Origin of the sequence: Chryseobacterium sp. MHB01 (assembly GCF_034651565.1) — a bacterium.
In the GTDB taxonomy this organism is placed as follows: domain Bacteria; phylum Bacteroidota; class Bacteroidia; order Flavobacteriales; family Weeksellaceae; genus Chryseobacterium; species Chryseobacterium nepalense.
In genome coordinates this window covers 22159-45696 of record NZ_JAYEDA010000014.1, presented here as the reverse complement: position 1 = coordinate 45696, position 23538 = coordinate 22159, and the positions used below count along the sequence as shown (strand labels likewise).

Here is a 23538-nt window from a genome sequence, read left to right as displayed (position 1 = left end):
TAGCATGTCGGATTTTTTTGCACACGAAACAGCAGTTATCGATGAAGGTTGTGAAATAGGAGCAGGAACCAAGATTTGGCACTTTTCTCACCTCATGACAAACTGTGTTCTGGGAGAAAAATGTAATATCGGTCAGAATGTAGTTATATCTCCTAAAGTAATTTTAGGGAAAAATGTAAAGGTTCAGAATAATGTATCAATATATGAAGGTGTAACATGCGATGATGATGTATTTCTCGGTCCTTCAATGGTTTTTACCAATGTCATTAACCCCAGAAGTGCCGTAAACAGGAAAAATGAATATCTTAAAACCCATGTAGGGAAAGGAGCATCAATAGGAGCCAATGCTACCATTGTTTGCGGACACAATATCGGGAAATATGCTTTTATAGGAGCAGGCGCGGTAGTGACAAAAGAAGTTCCCGATTATGCATTGGTTGTAGGAAATCCTGCAAGACAGATGGGATGGATGAGTGAATTTGGACACCGTCTTAATTTCGATGCTGAAGGATTTGCACTGTGCGAAGAAAGCGGTGAAAAGTACAAATTGGAAAATAATAAAGTTTCGAAAATTTAGAATATAAAATGTCTGAAAAAATAAAATTTGCAGTTGTCGGCTGTGGTCATATCGGAAAAAGACATGCCGAGATGGTTTCCAGAAATCCTGAATGTGAATTGGTAGCCTTAATAGATGTAAAAGATCAGTCGGAGTTAGGAATCGAAAGCTATCATGTGCCCTTTTTTAAATCTTTAGACGATTTTTTAAATTCCGGAATTGAAGCAGACGTTATCAATATCGCATCGCCCAACGGGTTTCATTTTGAACAGGCTCATCTGGCGATTTCTGCAGGCAAGCACGTAGTGGTGGAAAAACCGATGGCACTAAGAAAACAGCATGCCGAAAAACTTATTTTCCAGGCTTTGCACAAACATAAACAGATTTTTGCCGTTATGCAGAATCGGTATTCCCCACCTTCTGTATGGATCAAGGAAATGATAGAAAGCGGTAAATTGGGGCAGATCTATATGGTTCAGCTTAATTGCTATTGGAACAGGGACAACAGATACTATAAACCGGAGTCATGGCATGGTAAAATAGAGCTTGACGGCGGAACATTGTTTACCCAGTTTTCCCATTTTATAGATATCATGTATTGGCTGTTTGGTGATATTACCAATATTCAGGGTAAATTTGCCGATTTCAACCATAAAGACCTCACTGATTTTGAAGACTCAGGATTTGTAAATTTTGATTTTGTTGACGGCGGCATGGGTTCTCTGAATTATTCTACTTCTGTATGGAACCAAAACCTTGAAAGCTCCATGACCATCATTGCAGAAAACGGTTCCGTAAAAATTGGCGGACAATATATGGACAAGGTGGAAATCTGCAATATTAAGGATTATATAATGCCGGAGTTACCCCCTACCAATCCTGGAAATGATTACGGTGCCTACAAGGGTTCTGCTGCAAACCACCATTATATCATAGAAAATGTAGTGGATGTTCTGAAAGGGAGAAACACAATTACAACAAATGCTTTGGAAGGTCTTAAAGTAGTAGACATTATTGAAAGGATTTATGCTTTAAAATAATATGGAACATTTGCTTATAATTCCTTCATGGTACTCTTCAAGACACAGACCTATCGTAGGGATTTTTTTTAAGGAACAAGCCGAGATTTTATCGAAAAAAATTGATAAGGTAGGTGTTGTATCACCATTATTCAGAAGTTTTAAAGATTTTGATGTTTCAGGAAATCAAAATCAGTTTATGAATGTTAATGGAGTAATAACCTACACACAGGAAATATGGCATTATCCGTTGTTAGAGAAATTGAATAATAAAAGATGGTTTACCACCTGCAAGCATCTTTTTGAAAAATATATAAATGACAATGGTTTACCAGATATTATTCATGTACATTCTATAACCATTGCAAGGGATATTATTAAATATATCAACAAAAAGTATAATATTCCTTTTGTTATTACAGAGCACTCTACGGGCTTTGCAATGAATGGATATAATAAAAAGGATTTAAAAATATTCAAATCAAACATTGATTATTGTGCTTATAATATTGCGGTGAGCGAAAGTTTGGCACAGACTCTTTCACAAAAGCTGGGAAGTACCTGGAATGTGATTCCTAATACCATTCAAAATGTTTTTTTTGAAGAAGGAAATAAAAGGCTATCATTTCCAAGAGATAAACAAAAAAAAATATTTTTTACACTATCTAATCTCATTCCGGTAAAAGGTCTTGATATTTTAATAAAAGCTTTTTCTATGTTGTATAAAGAAAATACAAATGTAGAATTATGGATAGGAGGAGATGGTAGTGAAAAGAAAAATATCGAACACCAGATTAAAGAACTTAAAATGGAGGATCGTGTTTTTTTATTGGGAAAGCTAGACCGCGAAAATGTATTGGAGAATCTAAAGAAAGCGGATTTTTATATTTCGCCAAGCTTACAGGAGACCTTTGGTGTTGTAATTATTGAAGCACTTGCAATGGGATTACCAACGGTTGCGACACGATGTGGAGGCCCCGAGCATATTATTAATGATGAGGTAGGAATCATTGTAGAAAAAGGTTCTGCAGATGAATTATATTCGGCAATGAAACTAATATTGGCAAATGAGAATAATTATGACAATAAAAAAATAATTGATTATTGCAGGGATAATTATTCAGAAGATGTGGTGAGTGAGAAGATTATTAATGTATATAGAGAAGTTTTAAATGGCTAAGAATATTATCATTTTAATGATCAGACGGGGACTAGGTGCTTTGATCTCAATTCTTGGAACAACAATGATTGTTAAAAACCTTACTGTTGAAGATTATGGTATTTATTCTATTTTTTTAAATATAATCAGTCTTTCCTCTACTTTTGCTACTTTAGGTGTAGATGCAGCGACAGGATATGTATTGCAAAATAAAAAATATAAACCGGAAAATGCACTGATTAATACTTTTTGTCTGGGTGCAATCTTATCTGTGGTATCATTTCTTATTTTTAGCCTGATTTTTTATAATCTGCACCTTTCAGACTTTAATATGATTCCGCATAACATAAAGATGTATATGGTAATTAGCAGTGTGGGTATGCTATTTTCCAATATTCTTTTTTCAATTTTGATGGGAAGTATGGATTTTAAAAATTATTCGATATTTACCATTCTTCCTAATCTTACATTGGCCACTTCACTGGCAATATCAATTAAATTTTTCAATCTTACATTAGAAAAAACAGCATTATTTTTTATGCTGGGCTATATAATATCTTCAATATCTTTAATCATATTCTTATCCGTTCGATATAATATTTTTAATAACCTTCGGTTTTTTAGTTCAGAAATATCACGGTATATATTCCGTTATGGCTTTCAGTCGTATCTTTCTAATATTGTGACCTTTCTTAATTATAGAATCAACATATTTATAATAGGTTATTTTTTAGGTTCAAAAGATGTTGGTTTTTATTCAACCTGTCTGGTAATTGTAGATTTTATTTGGCTTCTTTCGAGCACCATGTCATCCATTACATACCCATTATTTTCAAATCCGAGTGTTAAACATCTTAGGAAAAAGCTCATCCCTATTATTACCAGAACGATACTCCTTTTCACAACCATTGCAACTTTTGCATTTTATATATTAAGTGATTATCTTATTCCTTTATTATTTGGAGAAAAATTTTTATTGATCAAAAATCTTATTTTGATTCTTGCCCCCGGAGTCATACTCCTTGGAGGTGCTAAAATCATCAGTGCTGATTATACCGCGCAAGGAAAGCCCAAAATGAATATATATCTTAATGTAATGGCTCTGATCATTACTATTGTTACCAATATAATATTTATTCCCAGATTAGGTCTTCAGGGAGCCGCACTTGCAACTTCAATCTCATTTGGTACTTTATTTATTACAAGCTTAGTGGTATATTGTAAAATGACGGATACCCGTATTATTTCTTATCTTGTACCCAAATTAGATGATTTAAAAATGATTTTAAAAGCAAACCATTAATGTATTTTGTTTTTTTTATAATATTCTTATTATGTCTTGGAGGATTGGGCGGATCTTTCCAGCCTTCACGATTATTAATATTAATGATACCGTTGTTTTTGAACGTGTTTATTAATAAAACACACTTAAGCTATAACAAGACAATTCAATTTGGGCTCAAGACTTATTTTATCTGGCTGGTCTATGGGGTTATCACTCTTTTCTGGAGTGCAGATCCGGTAGCAGGGCTTAATTCAGAATTAATTGTTATGGCGATAGGTATGCTTAGCCTTTTATTTTTTCCTCTTTTATTAAAAAATGATAAAAAAAGCCTGCTTATTATTAGAAATGGTTGGATCCTAGGACTGTGTTTTACAATTCCGTTTGCTATTTATGAGATCGTTACCATGACACACTTTGCATACTCTGAAGAAGACAGGCTTATTGGAGGAATAGGAATATATGCTCCTTTTGCTGCTGTTTTTTTCGGTAATTATAATAATTACTGTGTGTATATATGTTTATGCCTTCCCATGATCTTTTGGGCGCTGATGGATGATAAAAATAAAGTAAGGAAAATTTTATATATGATCTTGCTGGGAGTTTCCATCCTTATTATTTTTATTAATACTAATAGAACGTCTATGGTAGTCGTTGCTATTTATTTTTTATCATTGCTAAGACTGAAAGCCAGAAATATATTTGCCGTTCTTGGTTTAACAGCATTATTTCTTGTTTCTTATAAGTTTTTGCCCAATAATATTACAGATAATATTGAGATTTTATTTAATAACAGGGTAAATGTTGATTACAACGAAGATACTTCTGCCAATATAAGAAAAGGGGTGTTCTTATCAGGGATTGACTTCCTATTTGAAACTAATGGATTTGGAGTGGGAGCGGGAGCTTTTGAAACTCATATGGCTAAAGCACCGCGCCACCAGGGAATCATAAATCCACATAACTTTTTTCTGGAAATTGTTTCACAATACGGGATTTTTATATTTCTTCTCTTCGTCATTTGGCTTTTTTTAATCATGCGGAAGATTTATACTAACTCCTACATTAATTCATCTTTAAAAAGAATCTTTTATGCCAGTGTAATTGTAATTCCTATAATTGGTGTTATCAATAGTGATTCATTAGGATTTACATATTGGTGGGTGTATATATCATCATTAGCTGTTATTTCCTCCATAGATCTAAATACAATTAAAAACGATTCAGAATACAAATGAAAATATTAACGATAATCGGAGCCAGACCTCAATTCATAAAAGCAGCTGTTTTAAGCAGATTAATAATGAACGATCCTGAAACTGAAGAAATTCTTGTTCATACAGGACAGCATTATGATGAGAATATGTCTGAAATATTTTTTGAAGAAATGGATATTCCGAAGCCTCAATATAATTTAAATATCCAAAGCAAACTTCATGGAGAAATGACCGGTAAGATGATGACCGAAATAGAACAGGTAGCGCTAAAAGAAAAACCGGATTGGATTTTAGTATACGGAGATACAAATTCTACAATGGCAGGAGCTTTGGTCGCATCAAAACTGCATATAAAATTAGCGCATGTAGAAGCAGGTTTACGATCTTTTAATAATAAAATGCCGGAGGAGATCAATAGAATTATTACTGATAGATTAAGCGATATCCTTTTTTGCCCTACAGACTACGCCGTAGAAAATTTAAAAAAAGAAGGTTTTGAAAATTTTAAGGATAAAAAAATTATAAGAACAGGCGATATCATGCTGGATGCCTCCATGTTTTATTCTAAAAAACGGATTAGCTTTAACAAAGAAGTTCCGAAAGATTTTATTTTATGTACAGTTCACAGAGCTGAAAATACGGATAGTACTGAAAAATTGCGTACTATTTTTAAATCATTGAACGGAGTAGGGGAAAAAGTCAAAATTGTTTTGCCATTGCACCCAAGAACAAAATCAAAATTAGAAGATATTACCTCAGACTATAAAACAGAATATCCTAATATTATTTTCCTGGAGCCACTCGGATATTTGGAGATGATCTGGTGTCTTAATAACTGCAGATTTGTCATTACGGACAGCGGAGGTCTTCAGAAAGAAGCTTATTTCTTTAAAAAGATGTGCCTTACTCTTCGCAATGAAACGGAATGGAGAGAGCTGGTTGATAATGGGTATAATATTCTGTCAGAGATCAACGAAAATGATATTTTGAATAATGCATTTAGAATTTTTGATCGTAAGGAAACATTTGATAAAGAATTATATGGTGACGGAAAGTCTGGAGATTTTATTCTTCAGCAACTAAAAAAATAGTAAGATGAGATTTGTACACGTTGAAGATTTCGTACATCCTAATGCAGGATACCAGATAAATTTACTTACCAGGCTGCAGGCTTCACAAGGCCATGAGGTGATTATTGTTGCAGGAGAATTAGATAAAATTCCTACATTTCTGACCTCTTTTTTTGGAAAAGATAATATAATAGAAAAAGATAAAAGGTTTGAAGAAGCGACAGGGGTGAAGATTATAAGGCATCCATTATATGCATATTACAGTGGCAGGGCCATTTTTAAACCGGGCTTGCATAAATTAATAAAATCTTTAAATCCAGATGTCCTTTTTATTCATAATGAAGATACTGTGACCGGTATAAAACTGCTTTGGGATTATAAAAAAATGAATGTACCCTATGTTTTAGACTGCCACATGCTGGAAATGGCCTCTGAAAATAAATTCAGAGAATATTTCAGATCTTTTTACAGAAGGTTTGTTACCCCTGTTATTTTAAAAAATAATATACCACTTATAAGAGTAGTAGATACGGATTTTGTAGAAAAACATTATCATATTCCCCTTTCAAAAACAGAATTATTATCTTTTGGAACAGATACGGAATTCTACAGACCGGATCCGGAAGCAAAAAAGAAATTCCGAAAAGAATTAGGAATTGATGATAGCGATTTTGTTGTAATTTATGCCGGAAAAATGGATCCTGCCAAAGGAGGAAAATTTCTTGCAGAATCATTAAGAAAAAAGATTAAATTACAAAATAGAAATATTAGATTTATCATTGTCGGAAATACACCAAAAGATGAATATGGTGAGGAGGTGAACCAATTATTTTCACAGTCTGAAAATAATATTATAAGATACCCTACTCAGACCTATTTTGATCTGGCTAAATTTTACCAGACGGCAGATGTAGCTATATTTCCAAGGCAATGCAGCATGAGCTATTATGAAGTACAGGCTTGTGAACTTCCTGTTGTTCTTGAGGAAAATGAAATTAATGTTTCAAGGGCAGAAAATAAAAAAGGGATCATCTTCTCAGAAAACTCTGTGGAGGAATTTAGAAGCGCTATTGAAAAATTTGGAAATATGCCTTCGGAAGAATTTGAAGTTTACAAAAAAAATGCAAGAAAAAATATAGTAGATAATTATAACTTTGTGCCTATTGCACAACAGTTTACAGAAGTAATGATAAAAGAACATAAAAGATATCATTTAAAAAACAAACCATGAGCCTGATTACGAAAATAAAAACCAAAGTTAAAGCCATCACTGGCAGAATTACATACCTGAAAAGAAATATAAAGATTCATCATGTGTGGTATGGTAATGATTATGGCGGTTTTTATGTTTGCCCGGAAAAAATTAATAAACAATCCATTATATATTCTTTCGGGGTAGGAGAAGATATTTCTTTTGATGAATCTCTGATAAAAGAGTTTGGATGTCATGTTTTTGCATTTGACCCTACTCCAAAATCCATAAAATGGGTCAGAGAATATAAAACTCCTCAAGAATTTGTTTTCTATCCATATGGGATCGATGATACAACAGGAATAGTAGAGTTTTTACTGCCAAAAAATGACAACCATGTTTCCGGAAGTGTTATTCATCAGGAGAATGTTGATGATAATAAAAAAGTGAAGGCACCTATGAAGTGCCTTACGGATATCGTTCAGGAGCTGGGACATTCTCATATTGATATCCTGAAAATTGATATAGAAGGTTCAGAATATAAAATTTTAGACAGTATATTGTCTGCACCCGTACAGATAGACCAAATTTTAATCGAAATTCATGAAAGATTTTTTTCTGATGGCAAAGAAAAAACAAAAATACTGCTCGATACTTTGGATAAAAAAGGATACAAATTATTTGGAATTTCGGACGGAATGGAAGAATTATCATTTATAAAGATTTAAATATATAAAATTATCCTTGCATATAATAAGCTAAAAATAAATTAGTTGCAGATTGGCAATGTGATTATGAAGGTATTACAAATAAGCAGTGAAGTAAATATTGGATCTGTTGGCAGAATTGCAGAGCAAATCGGTGAAAATATTTTAAACGAGGGATGGGAAAGCTATATTGCATTCGGCAGAGAGCATTTGCCAAGTAAATCTTCAATCTTCAAAATAGGCAATACATTTGATTTTATTTACCACGTTCTTTTAACCAGACTCACCGATAGACATGGGTTTGGTTCTGAAAATGCAACGAAAAAACTTATTGATAAAATAAATGAAATAAATCCGGATATCATTCATCTTCAGCATTTACATGGTTATTTTGTCAATATAGACCTCTTATTTAAATTTTTGACAACAACGAAAGCCAAAATTGTCTGGACGTTTCACGATTGCTGGTCATTTACAGGGCACTGCGCATATTATGAACTGGTAAATTGTGATAAATGGAAAACGCATTGTCACGAATGCCCTCAGCTAAATGAATATCCCAAATCAATATTTACAGATAATTCAAAAAAAAATTATACTCATAAACGAGCGCTGTTTACTTCAATAGATCAAATGACAATTGTTCCCGTTTCCAATTGGCTTGAAGGAGAAGTGAGAAAATCTTTCCTTAAAAACTATAATATCAAAACGATCCATAACGGTGTTGATGTTGATCAGTTTACTTACAAGGAAAATAATATTAAGCAAAAGTTCAATATTGAAGGCAAATTTTTAATACTCGGCGTGGCAAGTCCATGGGACAAAAGAAAAGGACTTAAATATTTTGTGGAACTTGCTGAAAAAATTTCAGATGACTACAAAATAATATTGGTAGGACTAAATAAAAAGCAGATAAAAAATTTACCTGAAAAAATTATCGGTTTAGAAAGAACTAAAAATGTTAATGAACTGGCTGAACTGTATTCGGCGGCTGATGTTTTTGTGAATCCTACACTGGAAGATACTTTTCCTACCACTAATTTGGAAGCGCAATCCTGCGGAACCCCGGTGATTACTTTTAAAACAGGAGGATCGCCTGAAGCAATTGACTCTTCAACAGGCATTGTTGTTGAAAAATCAAATACAGAGGAATTGGTAAATGCAATTGAGGAGGTGAAAAAAAACACAAAATTATTTTATTCCGCGCACTGCAGGAACAGAATTTTAAGATTGTTTGATAAAAAAAATGCTTTTAAACATTATATAGATTTATACAAAGAACTACTATAAGATGAAGCATCATAAAATAATAAAAGAGATGTTTGTTAATTTCTTGTCTGTTGTAAGTTTATCTATACCTGTCAATAGAAATTCTTATTTTTGCCTTTTAAGCACAATATTATGAGATTAGTTACAATTTTGTTATGCATATTTTCTTTGTCCTGTTTTAAAAACAGTGATTTGAAATTTGATGATAAATTTATTGAAGGACAGGTTGCAGGAAAACCGACCCAATTAAATCAGAAACTTTATGTAGCATTGGTGAATCCTGGTAATGTGTTTAACTCTTTTATACAAAAAAACAATATAGGAGTAGTAAAAGTCCTGGATGAAGGAATGATCATCGGGAGTGGTTACAATGTAGATTACCCAAAGCTAAGCAAAAATATAGAGAGATTATATCCAAACCCTCAGGATACAGGTATGTGTTTTATGGATATTGAAGATCCATATCTTTCGTCCCTCCATAATGCAGGCATAAATTCTAAAGAATTCAGAGAGGTTTTAAAAATGTATGTAGATGCTATAAAATTTGGAAAAAAGATACGTCCAAATGTCAAATGGGGACATTATGGAGTTCCTTTTACAAGATGGGATGACAAGGATTTTCTGGTGAAAAATGATAAAATTGAGGAAATATATAAAACAGTAGACGTATTATTCCCGTCACTTTATTTATTTAAGGATGATAAAGAAATTCCGTTTTCAAAAAACTATGAATATTTATATGATAATTTATCTTTATCCTTAAAAATTGGGAAAAAATATAACAAGCCCGTAATACCCTTTGTGCTTCATAGATTTCATTCAGACAATCCAAGACTGCAGTGGGCTGAGATGGATGATAAATTCTGGAAAAGATATATTCAGTCGGTATTATCAATTAATTATAACGGGAAATATGCACAAGGCATTGTATGGTGGGGTGCAGATACCTATTTTTACAGTAGACCGGAAGGAAAAAATATCAAGAAGAACTTTGTCGGAACTCAGGCTGAATTTATGAGCTATAATGATCCTTTGCTTATAAAAAAAGCTAATATAATACTTGATGTCTTAACAAGCAAGAAATAATGATGAAAAACAGGCCCTATCAGATCTGTACGAAAACAATAATGGATACTACAGATCCTCATATAATATTCAATGAAAAGGGAGAAAGTGATTACTATACCAATTTCAAAGAAAACATAGAACCCAACTGGCATACAGATGAAAGAGGGTATAACGAACTAATGAAAATTGCCGATAAAATCAAAAAAACATCAAAAAATAAAGATTTTGATTGTATTATCGGATTGAGCGGTGGATTGGACAGTTCATATGCTGCCTACGTCGCAAAAGAAATCATGGGAATAAGACCTCTTATTTTCCATGTTGATGCAGGATGGAATACCGACAAAGCGGTTGGGAATATAGAAAAGCTTATCAATGGATTGGGGCTGGACTTATTTACAGAAGTAATCAACTGGGAAGAAATGAAAGATCTTCAGCTTGCATTTTTGAAATCACAGATTTCGGATCAGGACTTACCCCAGGATTATGCTTTTTTCTCTGCACTTTACAAATTCGCGAAAAAACATAAAATAAACTATGTTCTTACGGGAGGAAATTTTTCAACGGAATGTTGCAGAGAACCCGAAGAATGGGGCGGATTTCCAGGTATTGATACTACATTGGTAAAAGATATTCATTCCAAATTCGGCAAAAGGCCGCTGAAAACTTTTCCTCTGGTTGATATTCTTTCCTATAAGATATACTACAAATACGTATACGGAATGGAAGTTTTTAAACCATTGAACCTGGTTCCGTATATTAAAAAAGATGCTGAAAATCTTTTAACAGAAAAATTCGGTTGGGAGCCTTTCCAGCACAAACACCACGAATCCAGATTTACCCGTTTTTACGAAGATTACTGGCTGCCGAGAAAATTTGGCTACCAAAAAAGAAAAGCACACTTTTCTTCATTGATCCTCACCGGGCAAATGACACGGGAAGAAGCTTTAGAAAGAGTTTCCAGACCGGAATTACCGGAAGAATTCCTGCAAAGAGAATTCGAGTATGTTGCCAATAAACTGGATCTTACGAAAGAAGAACTTCAGCAGATTTTTGAAGGGGAAAACAAAACGTACAAAGATTATAAAAACAAAATGGGAATCATAAAACTCGGTGCCCAGGCAATGCAAAAACTGGGATTAGAAAAAAGATTATTCAGATGATAACGATTATTGATTACGGGGTGGGAAATATCAATGCATTCGTAAACGTCTACAAAAGAGTAGATGTTCCCGTAAAAATTGCAAAGTCTAAAGACGATCTGCAGGATGCTCAGAAGCTTATTCTTCCGGGAGTAGGACATTTTGACCATGCGATGGCCCAACTTAATAATTCCGGTATGCGGGATACACTCGATGAGCTGGTACTTGGTAAAAAAATACCGGTGATCGGAATCTGTGTAGGTATGCAGATGATGGCAAACAGCAGTGATGAAGGAAAATTAGAAGGACTGAAATGGATTGATGCCACTGTTAAAAAATTTGATGAAACAAAAATTAATCAGGTAACGCGGCTGCCCCATATGGGATGGAATGATGTAAAACCCGTGAAAGAGATGGAATTGTTTAAAGGATTGGAAAAAGATTCCATTTTTTATTTTCTTCATACTTATTATTTTCATTGCCATAATAATGAAGATATCATGGCTGTTACACAGTACGGTGATGAATTTGCTTCAGCGGCACATCACGAAAATAAGTACGGAATACAGTTTCATCCTGAAAAAAGTCACCACTATGGCGAAATTTTATTACATAATTTTGCAAAACTTTAACCATTATCAGCCCGAATGTTAAGACCCAGAATTATACCCAGTCTTCTGATACAGGATAACGGACTTGTAAAGACCGTAAACTTCAAAAATCCGAAATATGTGGGTGATCCTATCAATGCGGTAAGAATATTTAATGAAAAAGAAGTAGACGAACTCGCTATTTTCGATATAGATGCTACCGTTAAAGGATTAGAACCTAATTATAGCCTTATTGAAAGAATTGCCAATCAGTCCAGAATGCCACTCTGCTACGGAGGGGGCGTGAAAACTGTTGAACAGGCTCAAAGAATCTTTGGACTTGGAATTGAAAAAATAGCACTTTCGTCAGCGGTTCTTCAAAATCCCCGTCTCATTACTGAAATTGCAGAGAGAGTAGGTTCTCAAAGTGTAATTGTAGTACTTGATGTTAAGAAAAAACTCTTTGGAGGATATGAGGTTTATACTCACAACGGAAAAAAATCCACGGGAATCAATCCGTTTAAATTTGTGGAAGAAGCCCAGAAACTGGGTGCCGGCGAAATAATCATCAATTCCATAGATCAGGATGGTGTGATGAAAGGCTTCGATATTTCATTAATCGATAAAATAAGAGAAAAAATATCACTTCCCCTTACCGTTTTAGGAGGGGCAGGCTCTTTAAATGATATTAAACAGGTAATAGACAAGCACGGAATTATTGGAGTTGCAGCAGGTAGTTTGTTTGTATTTAAAGGTGTTTACAAAGCCGTTTTGATAAACTACCCTTCTTTCGAGGAAAAAGAAGGTCTAAGACAAAAGTAAAATATGTGTGGAATAGCCGGAATAATATATAAAGATCAGACACAGGTAAAAGAGGAAGCTCTCAAAAAGATGACCGACAGAATGTCGCACAGAGGCCCCGATGCAGAAGGTTTTTTTATTAAAGATAATGTGGGATTCGGACACCGCAGATTGTCGATTATAGATACAAGTGAATCTGCAAACCAGCCTTTTTATTTCGGTGATCAATATGTTTTGATCTTCAACGGGGCTATTTATAATTATATAGAACTCAGAGAAGAGCTTGAAAAAAAAGGGTATCAGTTTAAAACAGATTCAGATACAGAGGTCCTGATTGCATCCTATGATTGCTGGAAAGAAGATTGCGTGAAAAAATTCAATGGCATGTGGGCTTTTGCCATATTTGATGTAAAAAACAATAAAATCTTCTGTTCACGTGATCGTTTTGGAATTAAACCGTTTTACTATTTTACAGATAATAACAAATTTGTTTTTGCTTCAGAAATAAAACCGATACTTGAGATTGAGAAAATCACTCAGGTAAATGTGCAGGTGCTTGTTCAGTTTATTGCCGTTAATCTCACAGAACAGACCAGCGAAACTTTTTTTCAGGGCATCAGCAAACTTCCCGGGTCACATAATTTAGTATATGATCTTGTGAATCATACCTATGAAATCTACAGATATTACGACATCCATTTTAATGAAGAAATTTCAAAGCTTTCTTTAGAAGATGCAGCCCGTCTTTTTGATAAAGAGCTTGAACGTTCCATAAAAATGAGACTAAGATGTGACGTAAAAATAGGATCTGCTTTAAGTGGTGGCTTGGACAGTTCATATATGGCATCCAAAGCATCCAAAATATATAAAGAACAGAAAAAAGAGAAATTTAATGTGATTTCGGTAGGATCAAGAGATCCCAAAAATGATGAAAGCTATTATTCGAAATTGGTTTCAGAACATCTTGACCTAAACCAGGACCTCATATATCCCAGCCAGAAAGAATTCAGGAGAAAAATTAACGATGTCATTATTTCTCAGGAAGAGCCATTTCCCGGATTGTCCATTTATATGCAGAACTTCCTTATGGAAGAAACCAACAAATTAAATATCAAGGTCTTGCTTGACGGACAGGGTGCAGATGAAATTTTGCTCGGTTACAGCAGATATACTGCGGCATATCTCAGGAACCATTCTTTCATAAAAAACCTAAAGTTCCTGCTCAGTGTACCCGGACATTATGATATTTCAATATACAAAGGGATCCTATACTATTTATATTTTAGCGTTTTCTTTGTCAGAAAGCTGAGAATATTATTCCGGGCAAAAAATATAAAATCAAGATATAGAAAGAAAATTGATTTTACACTCATGAAAAACCTTACCAATTCATATGCTGATATTTTTAAAATGCAGAGAATTGAGATCTTTTGGGCGCAGATTCCGGAGCTCCTGAAATTTGAAGAGAAAAATTCTATGGCCTTTGGAGTGGAAACAAGACTTCCATTCTTAGATTACAAATTTGTAGAAACATGCCTGTCAATTAATAACAACTTTAAGATCTATGATAAATGGTCTAAATATTTATTAAGAAAAAATATGGCAGGTAACTTACCGGATGAAGTAACGTGGCGAAAAAGAAAAATAGGATTTGATGCTCCTGCAGACAAGTGGTGGCCCTATTCCGAAGAAATTCTGGATAAAATTAACCGGTCTGAAATATTGCAGAAACTGTATTCAAAGAAAATTAAGAAAATTAAAAACAGGGAAATGCAGTGGAAATTATATAATATTGCAGTCTGGGAAGAAATATTTGGTATGAAACTATAAAACCGGAAAAACGAATGCAGATTAAAGATAAAACACTTCTTATTACAGGAGGAACAGGCTCTTTCGGTACAGCTGTCCTCAGAAAATTTATTGATACGGATCACTTTAAAGAAATCCGTATTTTTTCCCGTGATGAGAAAAAACAGGATGATATGAGAAATCAGTTTAAAAATGATAAGCTGAAATTTTATATCGGTGATGTAAGAGACTATAAAAGTGTTGAGCCTGCAACAAGAGGAGTGGATTATATTTTTCATGCTGCCGCCCTTAAGCAGGTACCATCATGCGAATTTTTCCCTATGCAGGCCGTTAAAACTAATGTTGAAGGGACGCAAAATGTAATTGATGCTGCCGTTCAGAATCATGTAAAAAAAGTGATTTGTCTAAGCACGGATAAAGCAGCATACCCTATTAATGCAATGGGTATTTCAAAGGCTATGATGGAAAAAGTAGCCATAGCTGCCTCCAGAAATGTTAATGATACAGTGGTTTGTCTTACAAGATACGGTAACGTAATGGCTTCCAGGGGATCCGTAATCCCTTTGTTTGTAAAGCAGATTAAAAACGGAGATTCTATTACTATTACAGACCCCAACATGACCAGGTTTCTGATGTCACTTGAAGAAGCTGTAGACTTGGTATTATTCGCTTTTGAACATGGAAATCCCGGAGATTTATTCGTTAATAAAGCACCCGCCGGAACAATCGGCGATTTGGCACAGGCTTTAAAAGAAATGTTCAAAGCCGATAATCCCGTAAAAATTATCGGAACCAGACACGGCGAAAAATTGTATGAAACACTTTGTACCCGTGAAGAAATGATTAAGGCTGAAGATATGGGGGATTTTTACAGAATTCCGGCCGATAACAGGGATCTAAACTATGCCCAGTATTTTTCAGAGGGAACAGAGGATATCTCCAAAATTGAAGATTACCATTCTCATAACACACATCAGCAGGATGTAGAAGGAATGAAAAAGCTTTTAATGAAACTGCCGCTCATAAGAAAAGAGGTCTTAGGAGAAGACAATATAATGCAATATCCCTATTAAACTATTGAGTTATGGAAAAACCAATGCTTATTCAGGGGAAAAGCTTTGCAGATGACAGAGGAAGTCTTTTTTTTAATAATGATTTCAATGCCTCTCAGATCAAAAGAATCTACTTTATAGAAAACAGAGACACTCAGTTCATCAGAGGGTGGACCGGCCATAAAACGGAACAAAGATGGTTTTCTGCTACGCAGGGGAGTTTTACCATAAACCTGATTAAAATTGACAACTGGGAAAAACCGTCTGAAAATCTGCCGGTTTTAAAGTTTGAATTGAATTCAGAAAATTTAGACATTCTGCATGTTCCTCCGGGATATGCAAGTGCAATTCAGTCTCATCATGAAAATTCAAGATTGCTGGTAATGGCAGATTATGCCCTCGGCGAAATTACTGATGATTACCGTTTTCCTATAAACTACTTCGAAAATTTGAAATAATGAAGAAAATCGGAATTACCGGCCAGAATGGCTTTGTCGGTGCACATCTCTACAATACGCTTGGTTTATCACCGGATAAATTTGAAAGAATTCATTTCGAAAGGGATTTCTTCGAAAATGAAGAAAAACTGGATGAGTTTGTCGCGCAGTGTGATGTGATCGTACATCTTGCGGCAATGAACAGGCATTCTGATCCGGAAGTTATTTACAGGAATAATATTGAGCTTGTAAAAAAATTGATAACCTCTTTAGAAAAAACAAAATCTAAGGCGCATGTTCTCTTCTCATCATCATCTCAGGAAGAAAAAGATAATCTTTACGGCAAATCTAAAAAAGAAGGCCGTCAATTTCTGGCAGAATGGGCAGAAAGATCAGGAGGGAAATTTACGGGGATGGTTATTCCTAATGTTTTCGGCCCTTTTGGAAAGCCCAACTACAATTCCTTTATTGCAACCTTTTGTCATAAACTTACCCATGGGGAAACGCCGTTTATTGATCAGGACGGAGAGGTAAAATTAATCTATGTAGCAGAACTTGTAAAGGAAATCATCAATCAGATTGAAGACGAAAAAGATATAAATTTCTACGAAGTTCCGCATACCTCTGTAAATAAGGTTTCGGAGGTGCTCGGAAAATTACAAAATTATAAAAAATTATATTTTGAAAACGGGGAAATCCCTGCTTTGGAAACTGCTTTTGATTTAAATCTTTTCAATACTTTCCGATGCTATTTTGATATAAAAAATCATTATCCTGTAAAATTTACACAGCATACGGATCCGAGGGGAGCGTTTGTGGAGGTCATAAGACTTGGAATAGGCGGGCAATGCTCATTTTCAACTACAGTTCCTGGAATTACGAGAGGAAACCATTTTCATACACGGAAAATAGAGCGATTTGCTGTTATCAAAGGAAAAGCATTGATACAGCTGAGAAAAATTGATACGGATGAAGTACTGGATTTTTTTCTGGATGGAGCCGAGCCGGCTTATGTAGACATGCCGATCTGGTACACGCACAATATTAAAAATATAGGAGAAGAAGAGCTTTATACTATTTTCTGGATTAATGAGCCTTTTAATCCCGAGGATGCCGATACTTATTTTGTGGAAGTGTAGCCAATGGAAAAAATACAAAGTCTAAAATATTCGCTCATCAGAAATCAGGAAATGTATTTCCTGATATTTGCCTTATTCGGCTATATTTTTGGCTACATAGATCCTTACAATTCCAGTGGATATCCTCATTATATCAATGCATTCATAAGAGCGGCTTTATTTGTGATATCTGTATATTTCATAGGTAAAAATGTCTCAATGATTAAAGAAAGAAAAGTATTGGTGGCAGCATTTGTTACTTTTTTCTCTTTTTACCTGTTCAAACTTTATCATACGATCCCGGATCTCAATTTACCGGCAGATGCATTGCAAAAACTGAAATATTCTATTTATTATTTTGGTTTTGTCATCATACCGGTACCTGTTGTTGCTCTGTTAAGCCTGAATTATGAAAAAATTGATTTTAAAAAATTTTTCCGGATCGTATTCTGGCTTTATTTTATTCTTTTGGCTATCAATTTTATTCATACTCACTTTATTTTTGATAATTATTCAAGTAATGGAAGAAGCGGTATATTCAGATTGTATTACATCACAGTCGGACATTACGGGTTAAGTCTGGTTATCATGGCACTGTATAGTTTTTTAATTTTAAAGATTAAAGGATTTCAATATATCATTGCAGTTTTTCTCGGGCTTTTTCCCATGTATGTTGCCGCAGCAAGAAGTCCGGTTCTGGCACTGGTAATTATTCTTTTTGTGTTTTTAATGTTATTGAATAAAAGAAAATACTGGATATCTTTCTTTAGTCTTATATTATTATCTTTTCTTGCTTTATATTTTATATATCAAAGTAAAATAGCTGAGGATTTTATTTTTTTTAAAAGATTAAATGCTGCAATTTTTGAAAATAATGCTTCAGGAAGGGCTTTTTACTTAAATAGCGGGATAGAGATATTCAGGGAACATCCTTTAATTGGAGGAAATGCTTTATTAAGTGACGGAGCCTATTCACACAATATTTTTATAGATATATTAATGTCAACAGGATTATTGGGTATGGTGCTCTTTATAATTTATTTTAAATTTGTAATCAGAAGCTTTTTTAAAGTTCTGAAGAATATTTATCAATATAAAGAAAGCGGAATCTTAATTTTCTTTTTCCTGCAGTATTTAATTTTGGCTCAGACCTCGGGAAGCCTTTATTTATCATTTGAGTTGTGGTATTTTGGAGCAGCCGTTATCGGCTTAGGATATATAAATTTTACAAATGAAGAAATTAAAAGTAATAACCGTCGTGGGAACACGGCCTGAAATCATCAGATTATCAAGAGTATTATCTGCTTTAGACGCTTCTGAAGCGATTGAACATATCATCGTCCATACGGGACAAAACTATGATTACGAACTAAACCAGATTTTCTTTGAAGATCTGGGACTTCGCAAGCCGGATTATTTCCTTGAAGCAGCCGGTAAAACGGCAACAGAAACCGTTGGAAATATTCTGATTAAAATAGATCCTCTTCTGGAAGAACTAAAACCGGAAGCTTTTCTGGTTTTGGGAGATACCAACTCATGTCTTTGTGCGATTCCCGCAAAAAAAAGACAGATACCTATTTTCCATATGGAAGCCGGAAACAGATGTTTCGACCAGAGAGTTCCTGAGGAGACCAACAGGAAAATTGTAGACCATACAGCAGATATTAATTTAACCTATTCAGACATTGCCAGAGAATATCTCTTGCGGGAAGGACTTTCTGCCGACAGGATTATTAAAACAGGATCTCCGATGTTCGAAGTCCTGCATCATTATCTTCCACAGATTGAAAGATCCGATGTGCTCACTCGTCTGAACATTGAAGAAGGAAAATATTTTGTAGTATCTTCTCACCGGGAAGAAAATATTAATTCAGAGAAAAATTTTAAAGGATTAATACAAAGCCTGAATGCAATTGCCGAAAAGTTTGAATTGCCGATCATTGTTTCCACTCATCCCAGAACCAGAAACATGATTGATAAAATGAACGTTGAGGTAAGACCGGAAATTCAGTTCTTAAAACCTTTGGGATTTCACGATTATAATGCATTGCAGATGAGAAGCTATGCAGTTTTATCAGATTCAGGAACAATTTCTGAAGAATCTTCAATTCTTAATTTCAGGGCATTAAACATTCGTGAGGCTCATGAACGACCGGAAGCTATGGAAGAAGCATCCGTAATGATGGTAGGGCTTTCTCCTGAAAGAATCATGCAGGGACTTGCCCAGCTTCAGCAGCAGAAAATAGGAAATGAAAGGAATTACAGGCCGGTTGCAGATTATTCTATGCCCAATGTTTCCGAAAAGATGGTAAGAATTATTCTGAGCTATACCGATTATATTAACAGGGTTGTCTGGAGTAAAAGCTAATGAAAATTCTTATTGTAACGCAGTATTTTTACCCGGAAAACTTTAAAAGCAATGACCTCGCTTTCGAATTAAAGAAGCGAGGACATGATGTTACCGTACTCACCGGAATTCCAAATTACCCTGAAGGTAAAATATATGAGGGATATGGATATTTAAAAAAAAGAACGCAATATATCAACAATGTCAAGATTATAAGAACATTATTGGTGCCGAGAGGTAGTGGTGGCGGTCTGAGATTATTTCTCAATTATTTTAGCTGGGCATTTTTTGCCTCATTAAAAGCATTGCAGCTATCTTCAAAAAAATATGATGCAATTATAGTGCATGAACCTTCACCCATTACTCAGTTTTATCCTGCGCTGGTTTTAAAAAAACTGCAAAAGACGCCTGTCTATTTTTGGGTAATGGATTTATGGCCCGAAAGCCTTGAAATTGCCGGAGGTATCAAAAATAAATTCATACTCAACTTTTTTACCGGGATGGTGCGGAACTTTTACAAAGAATCAGAAAAAATACTGATCACCTCTAAAGGTTTTGAAAAATCTATTCTGGAAAAAGGCGATTTTAAAAATAAAATTCACTATTTTCCCAACTGGGCAGAAGACACTATATCCTCTGGCAATACAGCATTCCCTATTCCCGAACTTCCGGATGGATTCAGGATTATGTTTGCCGGAAATATAGGGGAAGCTCAGGATATGGACAATATTATGAAGGCAGCTTTATTACTTAAAGAAAATAAAGAAATTAAATTTATTTTACTGGGAGATGGCAGAAAAATGCCTTTTGTACAGGAGTTTATCTCAGAAAATCATCTTGAGAATACTGTTTATACTTTAGGACGTTTTCCTGTTGATGCAATGGCTACCTTTTTTAATGCTGCAGATATATTATTGGTAAGTCTTAAAGATGATCCGATATTCAACCTTACCGTTCCTGCAAAGGTTCAGGCTTATATGAGTTCCGGGAAGCCGATTCTTGCTATGCTGAATGGTGAAGGAGCAGAAAATATCGCTGAAGCACAATGCGGATTTTCCGTTCCAGCGGGTAATAGTGAAGAATTAGCCGCGACAATTGAAAAAATATCACAAATGAAAAAAGAAGATTTGATAATTTTAGGAAGAAATGGAAAACAATTTTATGAGTTAAATTATAAAATGGAACAGTGTATTTCAAATCTTGAAAAACTAATTTCCCAAAAATGAAAACAATTATTACAGGAGCTTCAGGGTTTGTAGGACAAAATCTCTCACAATTCCTAAAGAATGAAAATCATAATGTAGAGACTTTGTCATTGCGGTCCGAATGGACTCTTGACATCAATGCCGATGCCCTGATCCACCTGGCCGGGAAAGCACACGATATTGAAAACAGTTCGGATGCAGAAGATTATTTCAAAATTAATACAGATCTTACAAAAAAAATTTTTGATGAGTTTTTGAATTCAAATATCAGAGATTTTATTTATTTTAGCAGCGTAAAGGCTGTCGCAGACTGTGTTGTGGATATTTTACATGAAGACCACATGGCAGAACCTAAAACTCCTTATGGGAAATCTAAATTGCTGGCGGAAGAATATTTACTTTCCAAAGCACTTCCCAGCACAAAAAGACTTTTTATTATTCGCCCTTGTATGATTCATGGCCCCGGAAATAAAGGCAATCTTAATCTTTTGTATAAAATGGTCAAAATGGGCATGCCATGGCCATTAGGAGCATTTGATAATAAAAGATCATTTTTAAGTATTGATAATGTTAATTTTTTGGTATTACAATTACTTCAAAATAAAGAAATTACATCTGGAATATATAATTTTGCGGATGACGAATTTTTATCAACTAATGAATTGATAAAGATTATTGATGAAGCACTTGGTAAAAGAACAAAGCAATTGAATGTGTATCCGGATATTATAAATATTTTTTCAAAAGTAGGTGATAAAATAAAACTTCCTTTAAACTCAGAAAGATTAAAAAAGCTGACCGAAAATTATAAAGTTTCCAATCATAAAATAAAATCAGCTTTAGATATCAGGCAACTTCCTGTTTCCACAAGAGAAGGATTAATAAAAACTATAAAAAGCTTTCAACACAAATGATAGAATATCTACTGGTTTTCATAACCTTATTCATTTTAATTCAGGCATATTTCGCAATAGCGGATAAGTATAATATTATCGATAAGCCTAACCATCGCAGTGCCCACTCGCAAATTACCCTCAGAGGAGGCGGAATCATTTTTCCGATTGCCTTTGTTATTTTCTCTATAATCAATTATAAAGAAGCAATGAGCATGTATTGGTCTTTCGGGCTCGGATTATTGTCAATTTGCCTGGTCAGTTTCATTGATGATGTCAAAACTTTATCCGGAAAAATAAGAATCACGGTACATTTTTTATCGGTAGCACTTTTGCTGAATTTTGCAGAGATGTTCAGTATGATGCCGGTCTGGGTTTGGCCGATTTTCTTCATTATAGTGATAGGAACTCTCAATGCCTATAATTTTATGGATGGAATTAATGGCATGACTGGAGCTTACACATTGGTCACATTGTTAACCCTTTTTTATATCAATCGTGATATTATTGCATTTACACAGGAAAATTTTATAATCTATGCCATATTAGCATCCTTGGTTTTCCTGTTTTTTAATTTCAGAAAAAAGGCCAAATGCTTCGCCGGAGATGTGGGAAGTATGGGAATCGGTTTCTGGCTTATTGCGCTTATTACTTTATTGATCATGAAGACACAGGATTACAGATATATACTCCTGTTTTCAATATATGGAATAGAGGTTGTACTGACAATTATAGAAAGGCTGCTCCTGAAAGAAAATATATTTGAAGCTCACAGGAGACATCTGTATCAGCTGCTGGCCAATGAGAAGAAAATGTCTCATCTCGTGATAAGTATACTCTATGCACTTGCACAATTGGCAGTAAATGTATTTTTAATACACTCGAAGCTTCCGGTTTATGCTGTTATTTTAATTATATTTGTTCCGTTTGGCAGCATTTATCTGTTCCTTAAATTAAAGCTGAAAAAGAAAGTACAATCAACCGTAATTAAATAATATGAAAATAAAAGAAACTCCTCTGAAAGACTGTTATATAATTGAACCTACAATTTTTGAAGATGAAAGAGGATATTTTTTTGAAAAGTATAATGAAAAAAGATTTGAGGAACTTACCGGAATGAATGGTCATTTTGTTCAGGACAATATATCCAAATCTTCATATGGAGTAATCCGCGGAATTCATTTGCAGAAAGGAGAACATGCGCAGGCGAAATTGGTTTCCTGTCTTGAAGGCCGGGTATGGGATGTTGCGGTAGATCTGAGGAAAGATTCTCCTACATTCGGGAAATGGTTCGGAATTGAACTTACGGCAGAAAATAAGACACAACTGTATGTGCCTAGAGGTTTCGGACATGGTTTTTCTGTGTTAAGTGAAACAGCCGTTTTCGCATATAAATGTGATAATTTTTACAATAAAGAATCAGAAGCAGGTGTTGTTTACAATGATTCCAATTTAAACATAGACTGGATTGTTCCTGCGGAAGATGCTGTATTATCCGAAAAAGACCAAATTTTACCCGCTTTTAATCACGAATAGAATTTTAAAATGATATCACAACCACTCTTTAGGGTGGTTTTTATTTTTTATCCAGGACTCTTCAATATT

General features: G+C 34.4%; 23 protein-coding genes. All 23 read left to right on the top strand.

Features of this window, described 5'->3' with window-relative positions; genetic code table 11:
- Positions 1 to 4 precede the first annotated feature (4 nt).
- The 23 genes from U9K52_RS18240 to rfbC all read left to right on the top strand — a co-directional run bounded on the left by U9K52_RS18240 (position 5) and on the right by rfbC (position 23469).
- The gene (locus tag U9K52_RS18240) at positions 5 to 577 is read left to right on the top strand and encodes an acyltransferase (RefSeq protein WP_312172431.1); all 573 of its coding nucleotides are present in this window, start codon (positions 5 to 7) and stop codon (positions 575 to 577) included.
- A gap of 8 nt (positions 578 to 585) precedes the next feature.
- Positions 586 to 1596 (top strand): Gfo/Idh/MocA family oxidoreductase, encoded by a 1011-nt coding sequence (locus U9K52_RS18235; RefSeq protein WP_322927675.1) that lies wholly within the window; start codon positions 586 to 588, stop codon positions 1594 to 1596.
- Position 1597: 1 nt separating this feature from the next.
- On the top strand, positions 1598 to 2755 hold the full coding sequence (locus tag U9K52_RS18230; protein ID WP_322927673.1) for a glycosyltransferase: 1158 nt from the start codon (positions 1598 to 1600) through the stop codon (positions 2753 to 2755).
- Entirely contained in the window at positions 2748 to 4037 is a 1290-nt protein-coding gene (locus tag U9K52_RS18225) for an oligosaccharide flippase family protein (protein ID WP_322927671.1), read from the top strand. The genes U9K52_RS18230 and U9K52_RS18225 overlap by 8 nt, the downstream gene beginning before the upstream one ends.
- Positions 4038 to 4141: 104 nt before the next feature.
- On the top strand, positions 4142 to 5254 hold the full coding sequence (locus tag U9K52_RS18220; protein ID WP_322927670.1) for an O-antigen ligase family protein: 1113 nt from the start codon (positions 4142 to 4144) through the stop codon (positions 5252 to 5254).
- Entirely contained in the window at positions 5251 to 6324 is a 1074-nt protein-coding gene (wecB, locus tag U9K52_RS18215; RefSeq protein ID WP_322927669.1) for a non-hydrolyzing UDP-N-acetylglucosamine 2-epimerase, read from the top strand. Before U9K52_RS18220 ends, wecB (U9K52_RS18215) begins: the two co-directional genes overlap by 4 nt.
- A 4-nt stretch (positions 6325 to 6328) precedes the next feature.
- The gene (locus U9K52_RS18210) at positions 6329 to 7534 is read left to right on the top strand and encodes a glycosyltransferase family 4 protein (protein ID WP_322927668.1); all 1206 of its coding nucleotides are present in this window, start codon (positions 6329 to 6331) and stop codon (positions 7532 to 7534) included.
- Positions 7531 to 8223: an FkbM family methyltransferase gene (locus tag U9K52_RS18205; RefSeq protein ID WP_322927667.1), complete on the top strand. Its 693-nt coding sequence runs from the start codon at positions 7531 to 7533 to the stop codon at positions 8221 to 8223. The genes U9K52_RS18210 and U9K52_RS18205 overlap by 4 nt, the downstream gene beginning before the upstream one ends.
- Before the next feature lie 66 nt (positions 8224 to 8289).
- Entirely contained in the window at positions 8290 to 9492 is a 1203-nt protein-coding gene (locus tag U9K52_RS18200; RefSeq protein WP_322927666.1) for a glycosyltransferase, read from the top strand.
- Positions 9493 to 9663: 171 nt separating this feature from the next.
- Positions 9664 to 10557, top strand: coding sequence for a hypothetical protein (locus U9K52_RS18195; protein ID WP_322927665.1), 894 nt, complete (start codon positions 9664 to 9666; stop codon positions 10555 to 10557).
- A complete protein-coding gene (locus tag U9K52_RS18190) occupies positions 10557 to 11702 on the top strand; it encodes an N-acetyl sugar amidotransferase (RefSeq protein WP_263601382.1) in 1146 nt (381 codons plus the stop codon). Before U9K52_RS18195 ends, U9K52_RS18190 begins: the two co-directional genes overlap by 1 nt.
- Positions 11699 to 12313 carry an imidazole glycerol phosphate synthase subunit HisH gene (gene hisH / locus U9K52_RS18185; protein ID WP_263601381.1) on the top strand — a complete coding sequence of 205 codons (615 nt, stop codon included), beginning with the start codon at positions 11699 to 11701 and terminating at the stop codon, positions 12311 to 12313. Before U9K52_RS18190 ends, hisH begins: the two co-directional genes overlap by 4 nt.
- A gap of 15 nt (positions 12314 to 12328) precedes the next feature.
- On the top strand, positions 12329 to 13093 hold the full coding sequence (locus U9K52_RS18180) for an AglZ/HisF2 family acetamidino modification protein (protein WP_248391344.1): 765 nt from the start codon (positions 12329 to 12331) through the stop codon (positions 13091 to 13093).
- Positions 13094 to 13096: 3 nt separating this feature from the next.
- The gene (asnB, locus tag U9K52_RS18175) at positions 13097 to 14902 is read left to right on the top strand and encodes an asparagine synthase (glutamine-hydrolyzing) (RefSeq protein ID WP_322927664.1); all 1806 of its coding nucleotides are present in this window, start codon (positions 13097 to 13099) and stop codon (positions 14900 to 14902) included.
- Positions 14903 to 14916: 14 nt separating this feature from the next.
- Positions 14917 to 15954, top strand: coding sequence for a polysaccharide biosynthesis protein (locus tag U9K52_RS18170; protein WP_322927663.1), 1038 nt, complete (start codon positions 14917 to 14919; stop codon positions 15952 to 15954).
- An 11-nt stretch (positions 15955 to 15965) separates the two neighbouring features.
- On the top strand, positions 15966 to 16391 hold the full coding sequence (locus tag U9K52_RS18165; protein WP_263601378.1) for a WxcM-like domain-containing protein: 426 nt from the start codon (positions 15966 to 15968) through the stop codon (positions 16389 to 16391).
- Positions 16391 to 17509 (top strand): NAD-dependent epimerase/dehydratase family protein, encoded by a 1119-nt coding sequence (locus U9K52_RS18160; protein ID WP_263601377.1) that lies wholly within the window; start codon positions 16391 to 16393, stop codon positions 17507 to 17509. The genes U9K52_RS18165 and U9K52_RS18160 overlap by 1 nt, the downstream gene beginning before the upstream one ends.
- Positions 17510 to 17512: 3 nt before the next feature.
- Positions 17513 to 18763, top strand: coding sequence for an O-antigen ligase family protein (locus U9K52_RS18155; RefSeq protein ID WP_322927662.1), 1251 nt, complete (start codon positions 17513 to 17515; stop codon positions 18761 to 18763).
- On the top strand, positions 18720 to 19856 hold the full coding sequence (gene wecB, locus U9K52_RS18150) for a non-hydrolyzing UDP-N-acetylglucosamine 2-epimerase (protein WP_248391364.1): 1137 nt from the start codon (positions 18720 to 18722) through the stop codon (positions 19854 to 19856). Before U9K52_RS18155 ends, wecB (U9K52_RS18150) begins: the two co-directional genes overlap by 44 nt.
- Entirely contained in the window at positions 19856 to 21061 is a 1206-nt protein-coding gene (locus U9K52_RS18145) for a glycosyltransferase family 4 protein (RefSeq protein ID WP_322927661.1), read from the top strand. Before wecB (U9K52_RS18150) ends, U9K52_RS18145 begins: the two co-directional genes overlap by 1 nt.
- Positions 21058 to 21954: an NAD-dependent epimerase/dehydratase family protein gene (locus U9K52_RS18140; protein WP_248391368.1), complete on the top strand. Its 897-nt coding sequence runs from the start codon at positions 21058 to 21060 to the stop codon at positions 21952 to 21954. Before U9K52_RS18145 ends, U9K52_RS18140 begins: the two co-directional genes overlap by 4 nt.
- Complete coding sequence (locus U9K52_RS18135; RefSeq protein ID WP_248391370.1) at positions 21951 to 22928, top strand: MraY family glycosyltransferase; 978 nt, start codon at positions 21951 to 21953, stop codon at positions 22926 to 22928. The genes U9K52_RS18140 and U9K52_RS18135 overlap by 4 nt, the downstream gene beginning before the upstream one ends.
- A gap of 1 nt (position 22929) precedes the next feature.
- Positions 22930 to 23469 (top strand): dTDP-4-dehydrorhamnose 3,5-epimerase, encoded by a 540-nt coding sequence (gene rfbC / locus U9K52_RS18130; RefSeq protein ID WP_248391372.1) that lies wholly within the window; start codon positions 22930 to 22932, stop codon positions 23467 to 23469.
- Positions 23470 to 23538 lie beyond the last annotated feature (69 nt).

Excerpts from the sequence above, each read along its gene's own strand:
- wecB (WP_248391364.1), top strand. The coding sequence starts at position 18,720 with ATGAAGAAATTAAAAGTAATAACCGTCGTGGGAACACGGCCTGAAATC.
- U9K52_RS18225 (WP_322927671.1), top strand. The coding sequence starts at position 2,748 with ATGGCTAAGAATATTATCATTTTAATGATCAGACGGGGACTAGGTGCT.
- U9K52_RS18240 (WP_312172431.1), top strand. The coding sequence starts at position 5 with ATGTCGGATTTTTTTGCACACGAAACAGCAGTTATCGATGAAGGTTGT.
- U9K52_RS18135 (WP_248391370.1), top strand. The coding sequence starts at position 21,951 with ATGATAGAATATCTACTGGTTTTCATAACCTTATTCATTTTAATTCAG.
- rfbC (WP_248391372.1), top strand. The coding sequence starts at position 22,930 with ATGAAAATAAAAGAAACTCCTCTGAAAGACTGTTATATAATTGAACCT.
- U9K52_RS18205 (WP_322927667.1), top strand. The coding sequence starts at position 7,531 with ATGAGCCTGATTACGAAAATAAAAACCAAAGTTAAAGCCATCACTGGC.
- U9K52_RS18180 (WP_248391344.1), top strand. The coding sequence starts at position 12,329 with ATGTTAAGACCCAGAATTATACCCAGTCTTCTGATACAGGATAACGGA.
- U9K52_RS18170 (WP_322927663.1), top strand. The coding sequence starts at position 14,917 with ATGCAGATTAAAGATAAAACACTTCTTATTACAGGAGGAACAGGCTCT.
- U9K52_RS18155 (WP_322927662.1), top strand. The coding sequence starts at position 17,513 with ATGGAAAAAATACAAAGTCTAAAATATTCGCTCATCAGAAATCAGGAA.
- U9K52_RS18200 (WP_322927666.1), top strand. The coding sequence starts at position 8,290 with ATGAAGGTATTACAAATAAGCAGTGAAGTAAATATTGGATCTGTTGGC.
- U9K52_RS18230 (WP_322927673.1), top strand. The coding sequence starts at position 1,598 with ATGGAACATTTGCTTATAATTCCTTCATGGTACTCTTCAAGACACAGA.
- U9K52_RS18210 (WP_322927668.1), top strand. The coding sequence starts at position 6,329 with ATGAGATTTGTACACGTTGAAGATTTCGTACATCCTAATGCAGGATAC.
- U9K52_RS18160 (WP_263601377.1), top strand. The coding sequence starts at position 16,391 with ATGAAGAAAATCGGAATTACCGGCCAGAATGGCTTTGTCGGTGCACAT.
- hisH (WP_263601381.1), top strand. The coding sequence starts at position 11,699 with ATGATAACGATTATTGATTACGGGGTGGGAAATATCAATGCATTCGTA.
- U9K52_RS18165 (WP_263601378.1), top strand. The coding sequence starts at position 15,966 with ATGGAAAAACCAATGCTTATTCAGGGGAAAAGCTTTGCAGATGACAGA.
- U9K52_RS18145 (WP_322927661.1), top strand. The coding sequence starts at position 19,856 with ATGAAAATTCTTATTGTAACGCAGTATTTTTACCCGGAAAACTTTAAA.
- U9K52_RS18235 (WP_322927675.1), top strand. The coding sequence starts at position 586 with ATGTCTGAAAAAATAAAATTTGCAGTTGTCGGCTGTGGTCATATCGGA.
- wecB (WP_322927669.1), top strand. The coding sequence starts at position 5,251 with ATGAAAATATTAACGATAATCGGAGCCAGACCTCAATTCATAAAAGCA.
- U9K52_RS18190 (WP_263601382.1), top strand. The coding sequence starts at position 10,557 with ATGATGAAAAACAGGCCCTATCAGATCTGTACGAAAACAATAATGGAT.
- asnB (WP_322927664.1), top strand. The coding sequence starts at position 13,097 with ATGTGTGGAATAGCCGGAATAATATATAAAGATCAGACACAGGTAAAA.
- U9K52_RS18140 (WP_248391368.1), top strand. The coding sequence starts at position 21,058 with ATGAAAACAATTATTACAGGAGCTTCAGGGTTTGTAGGACAAAATCTC.